Annotated in this window: 19 protein-coding genes, 6 tRNA genes and 1 other RNA gene; 12 read left to right on the top strand and 14 right to left on the bottom strand. The window is 49.6% G+C overall.

Annotation, left to right across the window (positions count from 1 at the left end; all coding sequences use genetic code 11):
* Positions 1 to 20 precede the first annotated feature (20 nt).
* Both AACU19_RS01050 and glk read right to left on the bottom strand, forming a co-directional pair.
* Positions 21 to 347 carry a PTS fructose transporter subunit IIB gene (locus AACU19_RS01050; protein WP_001354802.1) on the bottom strand — a complete coding sequence of 109 codons (327 nt, stop codon included), beginning with the start codon at positions 345 to 347 and terminating at the stop codon, positions 21 to 23.
* A 218-nt stretch (positions 348 to 565) separates the two neighbouring features.
* Positions 566 to 1531 carry a glucokinase gene (glk, locus tag AACU19_RS01045; RefSeq protein ID WP_000170346.1) on the bottom strand — a complete coding sequence of 322 codons (966 nt, stop codon included), beginning with the start codon at positions 1529 to 1531 and terminating at the stop codon, positions 566 to 568.
* Between the two features lie 203 nt (positions 1532 to 1734).
* Between glk and AACU19_RS01040 the strand changes: the two genes are divergently transcribed.
* Both AACU19_RS01040 and ypeC read left to right on the top strand, forming a co-directional pair.
* Complete coding sequence (locus AACU19_RS01040; RefSeq protein WP_105277959.1) at positions 1735 to 2991, top strand: ion channel protein; 1257 nt, start codon at positions 1735 to 1737, stop codon at positions 2989 to 2991.
* 114 nt (positions 2992 to 3105) lie between these two features.
* Positions 3106 to 3432 (top strand): DUF2502 domain-containing protein YpeC, encoded by a 327-nt coding sequence (gene ypeC / locus AACU19_RS01035; RefSeq protein WP_000490084.1) that lies wholly within the window; start codon positions 3106 to 3108, stop codon positions 3430 to 3432.
* A gap of 141 nt (positions 3433 to 3573) precedes the next feature.
* Here ypeC and AACU19_RS01030 read toward each other — a convergent pair whose 3' ends face one another.
* Entirely contained in the window at positions 3574 to 4812 is a 1239-nt protein-coding gene (locus AACU19_RS01030) for an Nramp family divalent metal transporter (RefSeq protein ID WP_000186373.1), read from the bottom strand.
* Positions 4805 to 4849: a hypothetical protein gene (locus AACU19_RS23660; protein WP_418517219.1), complete on the bottom strand. Its 45-nt coding sequence runs from the start codon at positions 4847 to 4849 to the stop codon at positions 4805 to 4807. The genes AACU19_RS01030 and AACU19_RS23660 overlap by 8 nt, the downstream gene beginning before the upstream one ends.
* 298 nt (positions 4850 to 5147) lie before the next feature.
* Here AACU19_RS23660 and nupC point away from each other — a divergent pair, with 298 nt between their 5' ends.
* The gene (nupC, locus tag AACU19_RS01025) at positions 5148 to 6350 is read left to right on the top strand and encodes a nucleoside permease NupC (RefSeq protein WP_001317971.1); all 1203 of its coding nucleotides are present in this window, start codon (positions 5148 to 5150) and stop codon (positions 6348 to 6350) included.
* Between the two features lie 142 nt (positions 6351 to 6492).
* On the opposite strand, the gene AACU19_RS01020 is transcribed toward nupC, so the two are convergent.
* The 3 genes from AACU19_RS01020 to AACU19_RS01010 all read right to left on the bottom strand — a co-directional run bounded on the left by AACU19_RS01020 (position 6493) and on the right by AACU19_RS01010 (position 9080).
* On the bottom strand, positions 6493 to 8682 hold the full coding sequence (locus tag AACU19_RS01020) for a bifunctional diguanylate cyclase/phosphodiesterase (RefSeq protein WP_032303490.1): 2190 nt from the start codon (positions 8680 to 8682) through the stop codon (positions 6493 to 6495).
* 207 nt (positions 8683 to 8889) lie between these two features.
* Positions 8890 to 8965: transfer RNA gene (locus AACU19_RS01015), tRNA-Ala, on the bottom strand.
* 39 nt (positions 8966 to 9004) lie between these two features.
* Positions 9005 to 9080 (bottom strand) — tRNA-Ala (locus AACU19_RS01010).
* Between the two features lie 220 nt (positions 9081 to 9300).
* On the opposite strand from AACU19_RS01010, the gene AACU19_RS01005 reads away from it, so the two are divergent.
* Complete coding sequence (locus AACU19_RS01005) at positions 9301 to 9660, top strand: YfeC-like transcriptional regulator (RefSeq protein ID WP_000472023.1); 360 nt, start codon at positions 9301 to 9303, stop codon at positions 9658 to 9660.
* Between the two features lies 1 nt (position 9661).
* Positions 9662 to 10054, top strand: coding sequence for a MerR family transcriptional regulator (locus AACU19_RS01000; RefSeq protein ID WP_000826498.1), 393 nt, complete (start codon positions 9662 to 9664; stop codon positions 10052 to 10054).
* A gap of 50 nt (positions 10055 to 10104) precedes the next feature.
* Here AACU19_RS01000 and gltX read toward each other — a convergent pair whose 3' ends face one another.
* Positions 10105 to 11520, bottom strand: a complete 1416-nt coding sequence (gene gltX, locus AACU19_RS00995; RefSeq protein WP_105277958.1) for a glutamate--tRNA ligase — start codon at positions 11518 to 11520, stop codon at positions 10105 to 10107.
* Between the two features lie 258 nt (positions 11521 to 11778).
* Between gltX and AACU19_RS00990 the strand changes: the two genes are divergently transcribed.
* The 5 genes from AACU19_RS00990 to AACU19_RS00970 all read left to right on the top strand — a co-directional run bounded on the left by AACU19_RS00990 (position 11779) and on the right by AACU19_RS00970 (position 12332).
* Positions 11779 to 11854: transfer RNA gene (locus AACU19_RS00990), tRNA-Val, on the top strand.
* A gap of 44 nt (positions 11855 to 11898) precedes the next feature.
* Positions 11899 to 11974, top strand: a tRNA-Val gene (locus AACU19_RS00985).
* A 46-nt stretch (positions 11975 to 12020) separates the two neighbouring features.
* A tRNA-Val gene (locus AACU19_RS00980) sits at positions 12021 to 12096 on the top strand.
* Positions 12097 to 12100: 4 nt separating this feature from the next.
* Positions 12101 to 12176: transfer RNA gene (locus AACU19_RS00975), tRNA-Lys, on the top strand.
* A gap of 30 nt (positions 12177 to 12206) precedes the next feature.
* Positions 12207 to 12332: non-coding RNA, RtT sRNA (locus AACU19_RS00970), on the top strand.
* 110 nt (positions 12333 to 12442) lie between these two features.
* On the opposite strand, the gene xapR is transcribed toward AACU19_RS00970, so the two are convergent.
* Genes xapR through xapA form a run of 4 tightly spaced genes read right to left on the bottom strand, consistent with a single transcriptional unit; the run spans position 12443 to position 15729 of the window.
* Positions 12443 to 13327 (bottom strand): DNA-binding transcriptional regulator XapR, encoded by an 885-nt coding sequence (gene xapR / locus AACU19_RS00965; RefSeq protein WP_000442954.1) that lies wholly within the window; start codon positions 13325 to 13327, stop codon positions 12443 to 12445.
* 40 nt (positions 13328 to 13367) lie between these two features.
* On the bottom strand, positions 13368 to 13526 hold the full coding sequence (locus tag AACU19_RS00960) for a DUF1427 family protein (RefSeq protein ID WP_000651752.1): 159 nt from the start codon (positions 13524 to 13526) through the stop codon (positions 13368 to 13370).
* 52 nt (positions 13527 to 13578) lie between these two features.
* On the bottom strand, positions 13579 to 14835 hold the full coding sequence (gene xapB, locus AACU19_RS00955) for a xanthosine/proton symporter XapB (RefSeq protein ID WP_000020390.1): 1257 nt from the start codon (positions 14833 to 14835) through the stop codon (positions 13579 to 13581).
* Positions 14836 to 14895: 60 nt separating this feature from the next.
* Positions 14896 to 15729 (bottom strand): xanthosine phosphorylase, encoded by an 834-nt coding sequence (xapA, locus tag AACU19_RS00950; protein ID WP_105277957.1) that lies wholly within the window; start codon positions 15727 to 15729, stop codon positions 14896 to 14898.
* A gap of 248 nt (positions 15730 to 15977) precedes the next feature.
* On the opposite strand from xapA, the gene AACU19_RS00945 reads away from it, so the two are divergent.
* Positions 15978 to 16742, top strand: a complete 765-nt coding sequence (locus AACU19_RS00945) for a nucleoside-specific channel-forming Tsx family protein (protein WP_105277956.1) — start codon at positions 15978 to 15980, stop codon at positions 16740 to 16742.
* 38 nt (positions 16743 to 16780) lie between these two features.
* Here AACU19_RS00945 and AACU19_RS00940 read toward each other — a convergent pair whose 3' ends face one another.
* Entirely contained in the window at positions 16781 to 17707 is a 927-nt protein-coding gene (locus AACU19_RS00940) for a LysR family transcriptional regulator (RefSeq protein ID WP_001109784.1), read from the bottom strand.
* 89 nt (positions 17708 to 17796) lie between these two features.
* Here AACU19_RS00940 and AACU19_RS00935 point away from each other — a divergent pair, with 89 nt between their 5' ends.
* Complete coding sequence (locus AACU19_RS00935; protein ID WP_042022016.1) at positions 17797 to 18795, top strand: bile acid:sodium symporter family protein; 999 nt, start codon at positions 17797 to 17799, stop codon at positions 18793 to 18795.
* On the opposite strand, the gene AACU19_RS00930 is transcribed toward AACU19_RS00935, so the two are convergent.
* Complete coding sequence (locus tag AACU19_RS00930; protein WP_000410201.1) at positions 18792 to 19010, bottom strand: DUF3820 family protein; 219 nt, start codon at positions 19008 to 19010, stop codon at positions 18792 to 18794. The two genes, AACU19_RS00935 and AACU19_RS00930, sit on opposite strands and share 4 nt — an antisense overlap.

Genomic DNA, 19010 nt, shown 5'->3' with positions numbered 1-19010 from the left:
ACAATTATCCCTGTCGAATATTACTGTTGTTCAGAGGCAATCATCTCTTCGATTTCTTTGATGATGCCCGCAGCGTTTTTAATTGCGTCCTGCAAAGTGATTTCATAAACGTCGCGTGATTCGAAACGTTCGTTATCTTCCGGGGTAACCGCCACGGAGTGGATGATGATGGTCGCTTCGGCGATATCCTGCGCGGTCAGACGATTCTGAATGCCGTCCGCACCCTGGGTTTCAATTTTCACTTCATAACCGGCGTCTACCGCCGCTTCTTCCAGCGCCTGAGCGGCCATAAAGGTGTGAGCCAGGCCCATTGGGCAGGCACATAAGGCAATCAGTTTCTTACTCATCGTTAATTCCTCGTTCAGTGATAGTTGACGAGTGAAATTATGAACGTGCAAAACAAATCGCCGTTACCAGACAAATAATGCATTTACTGGAGAATTAATCCCGCCGTACGGAAGTGTGACGCAGGTCGGCCTTGTGAGGGGACACAAAGAAAAATTGAATTAACTGTATGATTTAAAAGATTATCGGGAGAGTTACCTCCCGATATAACAGGAAGGATTTACAGAATGTGACCTAAGGTCTGGCGTAAATGTGCACCGGAACCAAGAAGGCCCGGATTGTCATGGACGATGAGATACACCGGAATATCATGGACATATTCTTTAAAGCGCCCTTTATCTTCAAATGCGGCACGGAAACCAGAGGCTTTGAAGAACTCAAGGAAGCGCGGCACGATACCACCGGCAATAAACACGCCGCCAAATGTCCCGAGATTGAGCGCCAGATTGCCGCCAAAACGGCCCATAATGACGCAAAACAGCGACAACGCGCGGCGGCAATCGGTGCAGCTGTCAGCCAGCGCACGTTCGGTAATATCTTTTGGCTTGAGATTTTCTGGCAGGCGGTTGTCGGCTTTCACAATCGCGCGATACAAATTCACCAGCCCAGGACCAGAAAGCACGCGCTCTGCCGAAACATGACCAATTTCTGCACGCAGTATTTCGAGGATAATGGCCTCTTCTTCACTATTCGGCGCAAAATCAACGTGACCGCCTTCGCCTGGCAAGCTTACCCAGCGTTTATCAACATGAACCAGATGCGCAACCCCAAGCCCTGTTCCGGCACCGTAAACCGCAATAGGTTTACCTTCGACCGGTTCTGCGCCACCAAACTGAATCAGATGCTCTTTTTTCAGCATCGGGATCGCCATCGATACAGCGGTAAAATCGTTAATAATTTCCAGATGGCTAAAACCGAGATTCTTTTTCATTTCGGCAATTGAGAACGCCCAGGTATGGTTGGTCATTGCCACCCAGTCACCGGTAATTGGGCAAGCGATGGCAATACAGCCGTCTTTCACCTCGACCTTATGTTCTTCAAGATAAACGCGAATGACCGCTTCGAGGCTGGGGTAATCAAGCCCTGAATAGGTCTTAGCCTGCGAGATTTCACCACTGGCAATATCACACAGAGCAAGACGTGCGTTGGTGCCGCCCACATCACCGACTAATGCATACTTTGTCATTCTTCAACTGCTCCGCTAAAGTCAAAATAATTCTTTCTCACACTGTAAATACCTGGGGGCATAACAACAACGCCGGAAAGGCAGGCTCCCTGTAAATATCGATCTGGGTCACACAATTACTTTATCGTTTCAGCACCAATTGCAGCGATGCCTTTTTGCAAGCTGGGCAAACTAAGTATCTGACCCCGCATAAGGAATAGACCATGCTCCATCCGCGAGCCAGAACCATGTTGTTATTATCACTCCCCGCCGTGGCAATTGGGATTGCGTCCAGTCTTATTCTGATTGTGGTGATGAAAATCGCCTCGGTATTACAGACTCTGCTCTGGCAACGACTGCCGGGAACTCTGGGGATAGCCCAGGATTCACCTTTCTGGATCATCGCCATATTAACGCTAACGGGTATTGCGGTGGGGTTGGTTATCCGTTTCAGCCAGGGGCATGCCGGGCCAGACCCCGCTTGTGAACCGCTGATCGGCGCACCCGTTCCGCCCTCTGCGCTACCAGGACTTATCGTAGCATTAATTCTCGGTCTTGCTGGCGGCGTCAGTCTCGGGCCGGAACATCCGATCATGACCGTCAATATCGCCCTTGCGGTTGCGATAGGCGCTCATCTGTTACCACGCGTCAACCGGATGGAATGGACTATTTTAGCCTCTGCCGGAACCATCGGCGCGCTGTTTGGCACACCTGTTGCGGCGGCGTTGATATTTTCGCAAACCTTAAATGGCAGTAATGAGGTTCCGCTATGGGACCGTCTCTTTGCGCCGTTAATGGCCGCAGCAGCTGGTGCACTTACTACCGGATTATTTTTCCATCCTCATTTTTCACTGCCCATTGCGCATTATGGGCAGATGGAGATGACCGATATTCTCAGCGGTGCAATTGTGGCGGCGATTGCCATCGCGGCAGGGATGGTTGCCGTATGGTGTCTGCCACGGTTGCACGCGATGATGCATCAAATGAAAAATCCGGTGCTAATGCTGGGAGTTGGCGGATTAATTCTCGGTATTCTGGGGGTTATTGCTGGACCGGTTTCGCTATTTAAAGGGCTGGATGAGATGCAGCAGATGGTGGCAAATCAGGCTTTCAGCACCAGCGATTACTTTTTGCTGGCGGTGATTAAACTTGCCGCCCTGGTCGTTGCTGCCGCCAGTGGCTTTCGCGGTGGGCGAATCTTCCCGGCAGTGTTTGTCGGGGTGGCATTAGGGTTGATGCTGCATGAGCACGTTCCCGCCGTTCCAGCGGCAATAACCGTTTCCTGTGCTATTCTCGGCATCGTGCTGGTGGTAACACGCGATGGCTGGTTAAGTCTATTTATGGCTGCGGTTGTTGTCCCTAACACCACATTGCTACCGCTGCTCTGTATCGTCATGCTTCCGGCATGGCTGTTATTAGCCGGTAAGCCGATGATGATGGTGAATCGTCCGAAGCAACAGCCACCCCACGATAACATTTAGCAAAAAATGCTCTCCTTTATGATTTAAGAGTTATGGCGATGATACGGGGCTTTACCTCCCCGTAATATTGCGTTAACAGGCCGCTGACGGCTTCGATCGTGAAGGAGAATAACAATGTTCAGGTCACTGTTTCTGGCGGCCGCCCTGATGGCATTTACCCCACTTGTGGCAAACGCAGGTGAAATCACCCTACTGCCATCAATCAAATTACAAATTGGCGATCGCGATCATTACGGTAATTACTGGGACGGTGGTCACTGGCGCGACCGTGACTACTGGCATCGCAATTATGAATGGCGTAAAAACCGCTGGTGGCGTCATGATAATGGCTACCACCGTGGCTGGGATAAGCGTAAAGCCTATGAGCGTGGCTATCGTGAAGGCTGGCGCGATCGTGACGATCATCGCGGAAAAGGCCGCGGACATGGACACCGCCATTAAACACATTCGCCACTGGAGCACAATGCCTGATGCGACGCTAGTGCGTCTTATCAGGCCTACAAACCGTCTCTTTAACGCGTAGGGCGGATAAGGCGTTTTACGCCGCATCCGCCAGTGATGCCTGGTACGACGCCAGTTGAACTATAGCCCCAGAGCCGTTCCCACTAACAACCAGATATTCAGCGCCACTACCAGCACCACAATCACCCAGCCTATCTGTTTTACGCGTTTGCTGTTCACCAGATCGCCCATCAACCTACTGTCACTGGTAAAAATTAGTAGTGGAACCAGCGCCAGAGCGATACCAAAACTTAACAGCACCTGACTCATAACCAGAATCCGTGTCGGATCTAATCCCATCAGAATGACAATAAATGACGGCAACATGGTAACGGTGCGACGCACCCACAGCGGGATATGAAAACGAATGAAGCCCTGCATCACTACCTGCCCCGCCAGTGTCCCCACAACCGTTGAGGACAGTCCCGCAGCAACCAGGCTTAAACCAAAGACCGTTGCCGCAGCATGGCTTAACAACGGTTGCAGCGTCAGATAAGCCTCATCAAGATCGGCAACGCCAGTATGACCGGAAAAGTGGAACGCCGCCGCAGCCGTAGCCATCATCGCCAGATTGACAAAACCGGCTATAGTCATAGCGATAGCCACATCCCATTTGGTGGCAGAATAACGTTGTTGACGCGAACCACCATGTAAATGCTGAGTCAGCGAAGAGTGCAAATAAATCACGTGCGGCATAATCGTCGCCCCCAACACACCTGCCGCCAGGAAGACTGCCTCCGAGGTGGGTAAACTCGGGATTACCATTCCTTTACCCAGTTGCGCCAGATTAGGCTGGGAGAAAATCAACTCGACAATGTAAGCCGCAGCAACAAACAGCAGTAACCCGCCAATCACTTTCTCCAGCGGTTTTTGCCCTCGACGTTGCAGCATTAAAATCAGGAAAGTCGCGATCCCCGTCAGCACCGCGCCCTGCAACAGCGAAACACCCAGAATGAGTTTAAAACCGATCGCCGCACCAATAAATTCTGCCAGGTCGGTTGCCATCGCAATGATTTCTGCCTGAACCCAATAGAACCACACTACGGGACGCGGATAGTGATCGCGAATCTGCTCCGCCAGGTTTTTACCGGTGGCAATCCCCAGTTTGGCAGACAGTATCTGAATCAGCATCGCCATCAGGTTGGCCCAAACGACAACCCACAGTAGCTGATAGCCGAAGCTGGCCCCGGCCTGAATATTGGTCGCAAAGTTACCAGGATCGATATAACCAATCGCCGCAATGAACGCAGGTCCCATTAATGCGAGCCTCATCTTGCGCGCCGCCCGTCCGCTGCTACTCTCAACGCGATAGTTAGTCATCTTGTGCCTCTAAAACATAGCCTTTGCTATGTTTCATGCTATGTCAAACGAGAATGATTATCAAATTCATTTAAGTGGATTGTGATGATTTCTTTGATAGACCAGAATTATGACGACGAAAAGATTGATGACTTGAATGTTGTGATTATGTTTAATGTTAGCACATTTACATAACTTTCAGCTTCCATACACAACATAGCAGAAATGTATGACAGCTCACTATTTTTGAAGCTTGTCACAGGACGTCATTATAGTGTGTGTCAGATCTCGTTTTCCTTAACCATGTTACATAGAATGTGCACGGAAATTTAACCTGCCTCATATTTGGAGCAAATATGGACCGCGTCCTTCATTTTGTACTGGCACTTGCCGTTGTTGCGATTCTCGCACTGCTGGTAAGCAGCGACCGCAAAAAAATTCGTATCCGTTATGTTATTCAACTGCTTGTTATCGAAGTGTTACTGGCGTGGTTCTTCCTGAACTCCGACGTTGGTTTGGGCTTCGTGAAAGGCTTCTCCGAAATGTTTGAGAAACTGCTCGGATTTGCTAACGAAGGGACTAACTTCGTCTTTGGTAGCATGAATGATCAAGGCCTGGCATTCTTCTTCCTGAAAGTGCTGTGCCCAATCGTCTTTATCTCTGCGCTGATCGGTATTCTCCAGCACATTCGCGTGTTGCCGGTGATTATCCGCGCAATTGGTTTCCTGCTCTCCAAAGTCAACGGTATGGGCAAACTGGAATCCTTCAACGCCGTCAGCTCTCTGATTCTGGGTCAGTCTGAAAACTTTATTGCCTATAAAGATATCCTCGGCAAAATCTCCCGCAATCGTATGTACACCATGGCAGCTACGGCGATGTCCACCGTGTCGATGTCCATCGTTGGTGCATACATGACGATGCTGGAGCCGAAATACGTCGTTGCGGCGCTGGTACTGAACATGTTCAGCACCTTTATCGTGCTGTCGCTGATCAACCCTTACCGTGTTGATGCCAGTGAAGAAAACATTCAGATGTCCAACCTGCACGAAGGTCAGAGCTTCTTCGAAATGCTGGGTGAATACATTCTGGCAGGTTTCAAAGTTGCCATTATCGTTGCCGCGATGCTGATCGGCTTTATCGCCCTGATCGCTGCGCTGAACGCACTGTTTGCCACTGTGACTGGCTGGTTTGGCTACAGCATCTCCTTCCAGGGCATCCTGGGCTACATCTTCTATCCGGTTGCTTGGGTGATGGGTGTTCCTTCCAGTGAAGCACTGCAAGTGGGCAGTATTATGGCGACCAAACTGGTTTCCAACGAGTTCGTTGCGATGATGGATCTGCAGAAAATTGCTTCCACGCTCTCTCCGCGTGCTGAAGGCATCATCTCTGTGTTCCTGGTTTCCTTCGCTAACTTCTCTTCTATCGGGATTATCGCAGGTGCAGTTAAAGGCCTGAATGAAGAGCAAGGTAACGTGGTTTCTCGCTTCGGTCTGAAACTGGTTTACGGCTCTACTCTGGTGAGTGTGCTGTCTGCGTCAATCGCAGCACTGGTGCTGTAAGTCCAATTCATTAATTAAAAAGCCGGGGATAATTCCCCGGCTTCAATTCCATGTAGGCCTGATAAGCGTAGCGCATCAGGCATTTTTCTGTTTGTCATCAGCCACAAAAGCCGGGGATAATTCCCTGCTTTTTTTACGCCTGTTAATCAGTTAATGGCTGAGGGCGACCAATCAAATACCCTTGCAGATATTGCACCCCGAGCTTATGCAATAGCGCCTGCTGCTGTGGCGTCTCGACAAACTCCGCGACCACACTCAATGACTTCGCTTTCGCCAGATCGGTAATTGATCTCACAATCATCGCATCCAGCGTGTTCGTGACGATATCTTTCACAAAGACGCCATCGATTTTGATGATATCAGCCTGCAAACGCTTTAACCGTTCGTAGTTGGCATAGCCGGTGCCAAAATCATCAATCGCAATCCGGAAACCAAACTTATGCAGCTGCTCGATGTTGTACATACTGCTTTCTGCGTTAGAAAACGCCTGTTCCTCGGTGATCTCAAGAATGACCGCCTGCGGGGAGATGTGATAACGCTTAAACAGACGAATAATCCGCCCGGCGATATTTTTTTGCAGCAGCGTGAGCGGCATTAAATTGACTGAAAAGCGCGGACCTTTTTTGTCGCAAGGGTGTGTTGCCAGCCACTTCAACAAGGATTCCAGCACTTGCAAATCAAAACGCGCGCTAAGGTTAAACTGAGCAATAAGGGGCAGAAACTTATCCGGGGTCATAATGCCGCCGTCATACTTCAGTCGCGCGAGGATCTCATCATAACCTTCACCCTCTTTGTTGCGAATTGGCTGGGCGTAGAGCAGCAAATCACCCTGATCTAACGCCGTGCGAATGGTATTCAGCAATAGCACCTGTTTAGTGGTTTGCCCGGAAACCATCTCCTCTCTGCTATCCAGCGCCAGCACATGATGATGTGCGCAGGATTGCTCCGCCAGCCAGCTTAACTGCCCCAACAAGGGTTGCAGGGTTTCCTGATTTCCATCGAAATGCCCCCAGGCGGCACCATAGCCCATATCCAGCCCGGTATTGTTCCAGTGAATTTGCCGACTATTCAGGATGTTAACCATATGCTGGAGTCGCCCTTCCGTTTCCGGCCCGCTCAGTACTAATAGCAGTTCACTCCCCGGCAATTGATACAACTTTTCGTTTTCCTGCATCAGCGGCATTAACGTACGGTAAATTGAGCGGATACAGTGAACGCGCATCATTAACCCGTAATGACGACTCATAAACTCAAGGTTATCAATACGCAGGCAGCAAAAACTCTTGCCAGCCTCTTGCTCTGGTGCTTGTTCCAACGCGCGAAAGTTGGGTAAGAGCGTTAACGGATCGGTCAGCGCCTGCAAATGCCAGCGTCGGTTAAGCCATTCACTACGATGATAAATGCGCACCATATAGAGCAGGCAAACACTAAAGGAAATCAGCACCGCGAGAATAAATGCCAGCGAATATTCGGTTAGTACCCCTTGCAAAAAGTTCTGGTTGTAATTCAGAAGGCAAAGCGTTGAAACAGCCCAGGTGAGATTTAAAAACGGATAGCGAAGCTTACCGACCCCGAGGGTAAAGATGATAAAGAAAACAGGTACCAGGTAACCGGCAATGAAGTCATTTTCATACGGTGTACACATCAGAAGTAGCAGCACGCTAAGAGCTGCCAGCCAGCTTAAGGTAAATACGCGTTTCTCTTTGCTCAACGACGGAGCGATATCCCTGCGCCACAGTATCTGCGCAAAGTGGGGACTTACAATCATGCGGGTGAGATAGTAAAACAGCATGTTGTAAATCAGCACTGCGGTGAAAAGGCTTAGCAAATCAACGACCGTGAAAATGGCATCCGCATCGCCGAAAAAGGTAGATATCTTTAGCGGAAAATCAAAGAAATTCCCCACAAGATACATGCTGCATTTGATGCCAATCGGTGCCACCAAACCAAGCCAGAAGAGACGTTGCCAGACGTATCGGCTGGTCAAACCATAACGCCAACGCGTTCCCAATTGCCAGCGTAATATTGCACAGGCACACAGGACTGCAAACGTCTGGCTGCCGAGCATGACGGAGTTCTGTAAAAAAGAGAGATGAAAATTCCACAGATTGGTGCAAAACATCCCGCCTAAAACAGGAACGACACCGCGCCAGCCAAAGATAAACAAGATTGCCAGCATTACGCACAGTGGCATCCACGCCAAAAAGATATAACTGGAATGGATAACGGCAAGTGGCGAAATAAAACGGGATAGCTGAATAAGTACCACGGTGAGCGTAAACGCTAGTGTGAATATCTTGATATTTTTTATCAGGTTATGCTCCACAAACATGAGTACACTACTCTCACTGATCGGGGTTTTCAGGCACACAAATAATAAGTTTATTCGCATCGCGAAGCAAACAGAGGCCAGCCTGTTGCCGATTTTTCATCCAATGATGCTTTCACCAGGCGGCGCTGACCCGGACGTAGACTGTATTACAAAAGCGGCAAAAAGCAGAGACAAAAAACCCCCGCTTTACAGCGAGGGTTTGAAATTTGGTGGAGCTAAGCGGGATCGAACCGCTGACCTCTTGCATGCCATGCAAGCGCTCTCCCAGCTGAGCTATAGCCCCACGAGTCGTTTACGTACCAAATTTGCTGGGTGCAAAATTTGGTGGAGCTAAGCGGGATCGAACCGCTGACCTCTTGCATGCCATGCAAGCGCTCTCCCAGCTGAGCTATAGCCCCATCACGTAAAGCTTGTCGAGTTGACGGGCGGCATCATATGAATTCCGCCCGAATGTGTCAACGGCAAATTGCAGCGTGTAGTTTCAATCGCTGAAAAATCAGGCAAATGAACAATTTTGGAAAACCGCTCGCATTCAGTAGTTATTCATGTCACGGTTTCCTGTAAAGTGGTGTTATAAAATGAACCGCTAATAGACCTACATACATTCAGGGAATTGTTATGTTCAAGGAGAGGATGACGCCAGATGAACTTGCCAGACTGACCGGCTATAGCCGCCAGACCATTAATAAATGGGTACGCAAGGAAGGCTGGACGACGTCACCAAAACCAGGCGTCCAGGGTGGCAAAGCCAGACTGGTTCACGTCAATGAACAGGTTCGTGAATATATTCGCAATGCTGAACGTCCGGAAGGTCAGGGAGAAGCACCTGCCCTGTCTGGTGATACGCCGCTTGAAGTGCTACTGGTGACACTGGCGAAAGAGATGACGCCAGTTGAACAAAAACAGTTTACATCCTTGCTTCTGCGGGAAGGGATTATCGGGTTATTACAACGCTTAGGGATTCGCGATAGCAAATAATATGAAAAGATTACGCAATAAAATGACCACCGAAGAACTGGCGGAATGCCTCGGTGTGGCTAAACAAACTGTTAACCGTTGGATCAGAGAAAAAGGCTGGAAAACGGAAAAATTTCCCGGGGTGAAAGGCGGTCGTGCCAGACTTATTCTGGTCGATACGCAAGTTTGCGAGTTTATTCAGAACACGCCAGCCTTCCATAACACGCCGATGCTTCTGGAAGCCGAAGAACCGCTTGCCGAATATGCACCGGGGATTCGAACTCCCGCTTATCGGCAAATCATCAGCGCAATAGACAACATGACTCACAGTGAGCAGGAAAAAGTTGCGCAATTTTTGTCACGTGAAGGAATTCGTCATTTCCTTGCTCGTCTCGACATAGATGAATCAGAATAAATAAAAAACGGCAGGGGGATCTCTCCTGCCGTTTATCTTTTCTGCGCTAATTACTGCTGGTTTTCGCGTTCAGCAATAAATGCCAGCGCTTTGTTGATACGCTCGATACTGCGGGTCTTACCGATTGCGTGAACGGTAACATCCAGCGCCGGAGACTGCCCCGCACCGGTTACGGCGACACGCAGCGGCATACCAACTTTACCCATACCCACTTCCAGCTCATCCGCCGTCGCCTGAATAGCGTGATGAACTTTTTCAGCGGTCCAGTCAGTAATCGCAGTCAGTTTGTCACGAACCACTTCCAGCGGCTGACGCGCTACGGGACGCAGATGTTTTTTCGCGGCGTCGGCATCGAACTCAGCAAAATCTTCGTAGAAATAACGGCAGCTCTGTGCCATCTCTTTCAGCGTCTTGCAGCGTTCGCCCAGCAGTTTCACCAGATCAGCCAGCTGCGGGCCGTTACGGGTATCGATATTTTCCTGCTCAATGTGCCATTGTAAGTGAGTAGCAACATACTCCGGCGGCAGCGCGTTAATGTAGTGATGATTCAGCCACAGCAGCTTGTCGGTGTTGAACGCACTGGCAGATTTGCTGACGGCATTCAGAGTGAAGTATTTGATCATCTCTTCACGAGTGAAGATTTCCTGATCGCCGTGGGACCAGCCCAGACGCACCAGATAGTTCAGCAGTGCTTCAGGCAGATAACCATCATCACGATACTGCATTACGCTGACCGCCCCGTGACGTTTGGACAGTTTTTTACCGTCATCGCCGTTGATCATAGAAACGTGCGCGTAAACCGGTACCGGCGCTTTCAGGGCTTTAAGAATGTTGATCTGGCGTGGCGTGTTGTTGATATGGTCTTCGCCACGGATAACGTGGGTGATTTCCATATCCCAGTCATCGACAACCACACAGAAGTTATAGGTTGGGGAACCATCGGTACGGCGGATAATCAGATCATCCAGCTCCTGGTTGCTGAACTCGATCGGACCACGGATCTGATCGTCAAAAACAACAGAACCTTCCTGCGGGTTAGCAAAACGTACGACACACGGCTCATCATCAGCGTGATGCTCATGACTGTGGCGGCAGCGACCGTCATAACGTGGTTTCTCACCTTTTGCCATTTGCTCTTCACGCAGCGCTTCCAGACGCTCTTTGGAGCAGTAGCATTTATAGGCAGTGCCCTCTTCCAGCATCTGATCGATCACCGCGTTGTAGCGATCAAAACGTTTGGTCTGGAAGTACGGACCTTCATCCCACTCCAGGCTCAGCCAGTTCATACCATCCATAATGGCTTCGATAGCTTCCGGCGTGGAACGCTCAAGATCGGTGTCTTCAATACGCAGCACGAACTCACCGCCGTGGTTACGTGCAAAAAGCCAGGAGTAAAGAGCAGTACGCGCGCCGCCAACGTGCAGATAGCCTGTTGGGCTTGGCGCGAAGCGAGTTTTGATTTTCATGAAATGGCCTTACGTTTAGAAAGATGCCGACAACCGGCAAATCCTGGAAAAATTGAGTGGGCGATATTCTATCACTCCCGCCTGATTCCTCAATGTAGTTCGGGTTGCTACATGATGCATTATTGTTTTCGTTGAGAAATTGCGCAACACGGTCTGTTTTGCGATCATCTTGCTTAAATTTACGACGAACGAACAATTTCTTTAGAAAATGCGTTGACTCATTTTGAACTCTCCCTATAATGCGACTCCACACAGCGGGGGTGATTAGCTCAGCTGGGAGAGCACCTCCCTTACAAGGAGGGGGTCGGCGGTTCGATCCCGTCATCACCCACCAACTACTTTATGTAGTCTCCGCCGTGTAGCAAGAAATTGAGAAGTGGGTGATTAGCTCAGCTGGGAGAGCACCTCCCTTACAAGGAGGGGGTCGGCGGTTCGATCCCGTCATCACCCACCACTTTCTCGCCAGCTAGATTTCTTGTAACAATGTGAAGTACCGAAGTGGGTGATTAGCTCAGCTGGGAGAGCACCTCCCTTACAAGGAGGGGGTCGGCGGTTCGATCCCGTCATCACCCACCACTTCGGGTCGTTAGCTCAGTTGGTAGAGCAGTTGACTTTTAATCAATTGGTCGCAGGTTCGAATCCTGCACGACCCACCAATGTAAAAAAGCGCCCTAAAGGCGCTTTTTTGCTATCTGCGATACTCAAAGATTCGAACCTGCAGCAGGTTCGAGTTGAGCGCAGCGAAACAACGGAGTCGCTCGCGGCGACGGCCCGAAGGGCGAGCGAAGCGAGTCATCCTGCACGACCCACCAATGTAAAAAAGCGCCCTAAAGGCGCTTTTTTGCTATCTGCAATTTGCGAAATTGCCTGATGCGCTTCGCTTATCAGACCAACTATGTCCGGCAGTTCCCGTGCCTCTCATCTACTGCGCCAACGCCGCCAGCAGTTTAACCAGCGCGGGCGTCACCTGCTGCGTTTCATAAACAATATATAAGTCTGCCGGGATGCGTTCTTTGAGCGGACGGAATATGACACCGGGCCAGTTCATCTGCGCGTAGCTGTCCGCTATCAATGTGATACCAATACCCATACTGACCATGGCGAGTACCGTTTGCGGTTCATTAACTTCGCGAATAACAACCGGTGAAAATCCCACCTGCTGGCAAACTCGCTGCAAAAAATCCCAGTCAGTGTACACGGGCGGCATTGTAACGAAATACTCGTCACGTAGCGCTTCCAGCGGGACGGTGGAAAATGATGAGAGATGATGCTCTTCAGGCATCGCCACCAGAAACGCCGATTCATGCAACCGTAAGCTGGTAAAACCAGTCGGTGGTTCTGTCGCCATTCGCCAGATCCCGGCATCAAGTTCGCGGCGTTCCAGCAAGGCCATTTGCATCGCGGGCATCTTTTCGCGAAACAGAACTTCAACGTTAGGATTTTCTCTAAGGAATCGCCGCATAACCGGGCGCATCCGTCCCCACATTGCCGTTCCCACAACCCCGAGTTCAATCCGCCCTGCTTCTCCCCGACCTATTTGTTCAACCCGAGCCAATACATTATTTGCATTCACCAGCAATCGACGCGATTCTTCCATCAAGATTTTGCCCGCGTGTGTCAGTACGACGCTGCGCGAATGGCGAATAAAAAGCTGCGTGCCGAGTTGATTTTCCAGCTCTTTAATATGAATACTGAGCGGAGGCTGAGACATATTTAAACGCGCTGCTGCGCGACCAAAATGCAACTCTTCCGCTACGGCAAGAAAATAACGGAGCAACTTAAGATCTGTTCTATATACGCGTTCCATAATTAAGTGCTCCATATAAAAAATACATCGTATTAAATTATCATGGCATAAAGTATTTCACCACCAGATATCCGACATACATAAACACGATGGATAATATACCCGGCAATACATTTGGAACAGGAATAGGTAATCGCACGATTGTAAACAAAGCACCAATGCCAAAACCAACGCCAGAAGAAAATAAAATATCTTTCACTAATTAACCTTTATCATAAAAGCAGCCCCAAGGAACAGAGCTGCGAATCCTTTTAATGTGTAACTGAACGATGCGTTATCTTTTCAGGGTCATGGTTATATTTAAACCCAAAGAAAAATATCACTGCGAGGAAAAGAGCATACCCTGCAAACATCAGCCAAATGGTATGCCAATCTTTTACGCCATCCACCGAGAAGTAATCCACTGCCATACCGCTCAGAATCGAGCCAACCCATGCGCCGACGCCATTTACCATCGTCATAAAAAGGCCCTGGGCGCTGGCACGAATGCTGGAATCAACTTCCTGTTCGACAAAAACCGAACCAGAAATATTGAAGAAATCGAATGCACAACCGTAAACAATCATCGACAGCAACAGCAAAATAAACCCGGTTGGTGATGGATCGCCATAGGCAAAGAAGCCAAAGCGCAGCGTCCACGCCACCATACTCATCAGCATGACGGTTTTAATACCGAAACGCTTCAAAAAGAACGGTATCGTCAGAATGAAACCGACTTCAGCCATCTGTGAAACTGACAGTAAAATGGACGGATATTTCACCACGAAGCTATCAGCAAACTCAGGATTACGGGCGAAATCATGCAGGAACGGGTTGCCAAAAACGTTGGTAATTTGCAGCACCGCGCCCAGCATCATGGCGAAGAGGAAAAAGATAGCCATGCGTGGATTTTTAAACAGCACGAAGGCATCCAGACCCAGCTTGCTGGCAAGCGATGTGGTCGCTTTTTTCTCCGCAACCGGAATCTTCGGCAAAGTCAGCGCATAAGCCGACAGCAGCAATGACGCACCGGACGCGATATACAGTTGCAGACTACTCAATTCCAGATGCAGCAGGCTTACTGCCCACATGGCGACAATGAACCCCACCGTACCAAAAACGCGAATGGGCGGGAAAGCGGTCACCGGGTCAAGCCCTGCCTGGGCAAGACAGGAATAAGAGACGCTGTTCGATAACGCAATAGTCGGCATAAACGCCATCGCATTGACTAACATCACCCAAAACATCATATCCGGATCAGTTACGGATGCCGCATAAAAAAGTACGCCCGCACACACCAGGTGACACAGCATGTATGCACGTTCTGCACGCAGCCATTTGTCTGCGATGATCCCCATTATACCAGGCATAATAATCGCGGCGATCCCTTTGGAACTGTAAACCATGCCAACATTAGCGCCGGTGAAATGAAGGGTATTAATCATGTAAGAACCGAGGGTAACCAGCCAGCTCCCCCAGATAAAATATTGCAAAAAGGACATTACCTTTAAGCGCAAAGCGATGCTCATAATCGTTTCCTTGTCGCATCATATGGCCTCACCCAGTGAGGCCGTTTATTGTTGTTTTACTCAGGCAATTTTGCGCAGAAAGCCGCAAATAAGATTAATAAAGTTCTGCTTTGAGAGTTCCGCTGCAGCCAGCGTCTGGGCATGAGAAAGCTTCACGTCACTCAGACCTTCCGCCATGTTGGTAATCGCAGAAACGGCAACCACCTTAAGGTCGCAGTGGCGAGCTGAAATCACCTCAGGCACGACGGACATCCCCACGACATCGCCGCCGATAATCTGCATCATGCGAATTTCAGCTGCTGTCTCAAAGTTCGGCCCCGGATACGAGACGAACACGCCTTCTGTCAGTGGGAATCCCTCTTCTTTCGCCACTGCTTGTAACAGTGCGCGATAATCCGCATCGTAGGCATTCGCCAGCGAGAAGAAGCGCTCACCAAAACGTTCATCATTAAGACCCACCATCGGCGTTCCCGGCATGGTGTTGATGTGATCTTTCAATGCGACCAGACTGCCGGCCCCCACTTCAGGACGCAGTGAGCCAGCCGCATTGGTGCAGAACAGCAACTCGCAGCCCAGCAACTTAAAGGTACGGATTGCATCAGTCATGATGGTCATCCCACGACCTTCGTAGAAATGTCCGCGACCTTTCATGCACGCCACTGGCACCCCCTGGAGATAACCCAGCACCAGCTCACCCGCATGGCCGTGTACGGTACTTACCGGGAACCTAGGCAGCTTTTCGTAGGAAATTGCGACCGCGTTCTCAATCTGATCGGCCAGCGCGCCCAGCCCGGAACCTAAAATAAAGGCCACTCGTGGCGTGAAATCAGGTTTATAAGTCTTGATAATATCTACGCAATACAGTGGGTTATGAGAAAACTGAGCCTGATACATATATATCCTTTTTTTGTAGGGTGGAATCTAACGCCTTTTTATAACGAGATTGCCCTACCTCATACCAATACACTTTTTTCATGTATCCGATAGTTATTCGATATCGATATATTTATATTTTTTCACTATTAATAGGCTGAAAAAACTGTATTGGTACTCTCCTTTCCCTTGCATTAACAATATGCCGCTTTTAATCAACCTTTTTATTAAGCAATCAACTAATAACGATCGGCATAGGGAATTATGCTATGAAAAAACATCTTTTTACTCTGACACTCTCTTCTGTATTGGCGATACCAGCAGTATCCCATGCAGAATTTAAAGGCGGTTTTGCTGATATAGGTATTCATTATCTTGACTGGACTAGCAGAACCACTGAGAAATCGTCGACCAAATCACACAAAGATGATTTTGGATATCTGGAACTGGAAGGCGGCGCTAACTTTAGTTGGGGAGAAATGTACGGGTTCTTCGACTGGGAAAACTTTTATAATGATCGTCATGATAAACAGGGTAGCGAGCAGCGTTATACATTTAAAAATACCAACCGTATTTACCTGGGTGACACCGGATTTAATCTCTACTTGCATGCGTATGGCACCTACGGTTCTGCGAATCATGTGAATTTCCATGACGATATGTTCCTTTACGGGATCGGCTACAATTTCACCGGCAGCGGTTGGTGGTTCAAACCGTTCTTTGCAAAACGCTATACAGACCAAACCTATTATACCGGCGATAACGGTTATGTCGCCGGTTGGGTTGCAGGTTACAGCTTTATGCTGGGCAGTGAGAAATTTACCCTCACCAACTGGAACGAGTACGAGTTTGATCGTGATGCCACCTACGCGGCAGGTAATGGCGGCAAAGAAGGTCTGAATGGTGCCGTCGCACTTTGGTGGAATGCAACTTCACACATCACCACAGGGATTCAGTATCGTTATGCGGATGACAAACTGGGCGAAGATTTTTACCAGGATGCGATAATCTACTCCATCAAATTTAATTTCTGATTGATTACTGCCGGAGCTCCCGGCAGTATGAATTCACTCTATATCTGATACAACGGATCCCCTTCCCGCCCAGCCATTAGCGCATTGCCCTGGTCTCGAACTACGTCCCATAACGCTTCAGCGGCGGTGGAAAGTGAACGGTTCTTCCTGCGCACCAGCATCAACTGGCGTTCAACCACCGGCGTAATGCGCTTTACCACCAGCGGGCTACCTTCAGGCAATGGTAGCGCCAGTGCGGGAAGAATACTGATGCCGATGCCTGCGGCTACCATCGGGAACAGCGTCGCCGGATGACCAATCTCCTGCACAATATTCGCCTGAATACCATTGCGCGCCAGCGCTGCGTCAATCAGCGGTCGGCTGCCTGACGCGTAATCCTGCAACACCAATTTCGCTCCCTGTAATGCCTGCCAGGGTACATAATCTTCCACGGCCAAAGCGCTATCGCGATGGCAAAGCAGAAAGAAAGGCTCGGAAAGAATCGCTTCACATTGCAGATCGCCCACTGGGCCTGGATCGATGACGATGCCAAAATCGACATCTCCCTGGCGAATACTTTCCATCACCCACTGCTGCGGACGATCGTGGAGGATAAACTGAATATCTGGATAGCGGCGATGGCTTTCAGCAATGCATTGCGGAATAAGATGCGCGGAAATGGTCTGGCTGGCAGCGACCCGAACTTTTCCGCTCAGTTGTTGCCCCATACGTCCGGTATCGCGCAACGTGCTGTTAAGTTCATCCAGCAGTCGCTCAAGACGCAAAGCCAACTGCTGCCCTGCATCTGTAAGCACCACTTCACGCGTGGTTCTGTCCAGCAGGCGAACACCAGTATGATTTTCCAGCTCCTTCACACTGTGACTCACTGCCGACTGGCTCAGGCCGATACGCTCTCCTGCACGACTAAAACTTTTCTCCTGCGCTACTGTGACGAAAACCTTTAATTGCTTTAAAGAATAATTCATCTGTTTTCTTCATGAATGGATGCAATAAATCAATTTTATTTCTCAAACTGGAAGAAGCACAATAGAACCATCGATCATCTGGAGTCTTTATGAAACTTTTTCGTATCCTCGATCCTTTCACCTTAACCCTGATCACGGTGGTGTTGCTGGCCTCTTTCTTTCCGGCCAGGGGCGATTTCGTTCCCTTCTTTGAAAATCTGACCACTGCAGCGATTGCTCTGCTGTTCTTTATGCACGGCGCGAAGTTGTCGCGTGAGGCGATTATTGCTGGCGGTGGTCACTGGCGACTGCATTTGTGGGTAATGTGCAGCACCTTCGTGCTGTTTCCGATTCTGGGCGTGCTGTTTGCCTGGTGGAAACCCATAAATGTCGACCCGATGCTCTACTCCGGTTTTCTCTACTTGTGCATTCTCCCCGCGACCGTGCAGTCTGCAATCGCCTTCACGTCAATGGCGGGCGGTAACGTCGCGGCGGCGGTTTGTTCTGCGTCGGCATCCAGCCTACTGGGGATTTTCCTTTCACCATTGCTGGTTGGTCTGGTGATGAATGTTCACGGTGCAGGGGGCAGCCTTGAGCAGGTCGGTAAAATTATGCTGCAACTGTTGCTGCCATTTGTGTTGGGGCATCTTTCCCGGCCGTGGATTGGTGACTGGGTGTCGCGTAATAAAAAATGGATTGCGAAAACTGACCAGACGTCCATTCTGTTGGTGGTTTATACGGCATTCAGCGAAGCCGTCGTTAACGGCATCTGGCATAAAGTTGGCTGGGGATCATTGCTATTTATCGTGGTGGTTAGCTGCGTTCTTCTGGCTATCGTGATTGTAGTTAACGTCTTTATGGCACGCCGACTGGGCTTCAATAAGGCAGATGAAATTACTATCGTCTTTTGTGGTTCGAAAAAGAGTCTGGCAAATGGCATCCCGATGGCAAACATTCTGTTCCCCACATCGGTGATCGGTATGATGGTGCTGCCTCTGATGATTTTCCATCAGATCCAATTGATGGTCTGTGCGGTGCTGGCGCGTCGATACAAACGCCAGACCGAACAGTTACAGGCGCAGCAGGAAAGCAGCGCCGATAAAGCTTAAAGTGGGCGTTTCAGGGGCTGGACCAGTTGCGTCAGCCCCTCGGTTTTAATCAGCAGCGTGATTTGCATTAGCTCACCGAGCTTCCCTGCCGGGAACTCATCTTTGCGGGCAAACCACAGAAGATACTCCTCCGGCAGGTCGATTAAGCGACGCCCTTTGTATTTGCCAAACGGCATTATCGTATTGGCTATTTCAATCAGCTGCTCTTTTTCCAT

The organism is Escherichia sp. MOD1-EC4550, from assembly GCF_963876935.1.
GTDB lineage: Bacteria > Pseudomonadota > Gammaproteobacteria > Enterobacterales > Enterobacteriaceae > Escherichia > Escherichia coli_F.
This window is presented reverse-complemented; position numbering and strand designations above follow the sequence as displayed.

Excerpts from the sequence above, each read along its gene's own strand:
- AACU19_RS01050 (WP_001354802.1), bottom strand. The coding sequence starts at position 347 with ATGAGTAAGAAACTGATTGCCTTATGTGCCTGCCCAATGGGCCTGGCT.
- glk (WP_000170346.1), bottom strand. The coding sequence starts at position 1,531 with ATGACAAAGTATGCATTAGTCGGTGATGTGGGCGGCACCAACGCACGT.
- AACU19_RS01040 (WP_105277959.1), top strand. The coding sequence starts at position 1,735 with ATGCTCCATCCGCGAGCCAGAACCATGTTGTTATTATCACTCCCCGCC.
- ypeC (WP_000490084.1), top strand. The coding sequence starts at position 3,106 with ATGTTCAGGTCACTGTTTCTGGCGGCCGCCCTGATGGCATTTACCCCA.
- AACU19_RS01030 (WP_000186373.1), bottom strand. The coding sequence starts at position 4,812 with ATGACTAACTATCGCGTTGAGAGTAGCAGCGGACGGGCGGCGCGCAAG.
- nupC (WP_001317971.1), top strand. The coding sequence starts at position 5,148 with ATGGACCGCGTCCTTCATTTTGTACTGGCACTTGCCGTTGTTGCGATT.
- AACU19_RS01020 (WP_032303490.1), bottom strand. The coding sequence starts at position 8,682 with ATGTTTGTGGAGCATAACCTGATAAAAAATATCAAGATATTCACACTA.
- AACU19_RS01005 (WP_000472023.1), top strand. The coding sequence starts at position 9,301 with ATGTTCAAGGAGAGGATGACGCCAGATGAACTTGCCAGACTGACCGGC.
- AACU19_RS01000 (WP_000826498.1), top strand. The coding sequence starts at position 9,662 with ATGAAAAGATTACGCAATAAAATGACCACCGAAGAACTGGCGGAATGC.
- gltX (WP_105277958.1), bottom strand. The coding sequence starts at position 11,520 with ATGAAAATCAAAACTCGCTTCGCGCCAAGCCCAACAGGCTATCTGCAC.
- xapR (WP_000442954.1), bottom strand. The coding sequence starts at position 13,327 with ATGGAACGCGTATATAGAACAGATCTTAAGTTGCTCCGTTATTTTCTT.
- xapB (WP_000020390.1), bottom strand. The coding sequence starts at position 14,835 with ATGAGCATCGCTTTGCGCTTAAAGGTAATGTCCTTTTTGCAATATTTT.
- xapA (WP_105277957.1), bottom strand. The coding sequence starts at position 15,729 with ATGTATCAGGCTCAGTTTTCTCATAACCCACTGTATTGCGTAGATATT.
- AACU19_RS00945 (WP_105277956.1), top strand. The coding sequence starts at position 15,978 with ATGAAAAAACATCTTTTTACTCTGACACTCTCTTCTGTATTGGCGATA.
- AACU19_RS00940 (WP_001109784.1), bottom strand. The coding sequence starts at position 17,707 with ATGAATTATTCTTTAAAGCAATTAAAGGTTTTCGTCACAGTAGCGCAG.
- AACU19_RS00935 (WP_042022016.1), top strand. The coding sequence starts at position 17,797 with ATGAAACTTTTTCGTATCCTCGATCCTTTCACCTTAACCCTGATCACG.
- AACU19_RS00930 (WP_000410201.1), bottom strand. The coding sequence starts at position 19,010 with ATGGAAAAAGAGCAGCTGATTGAAATAGCCAATACGATAATGCCGTTT.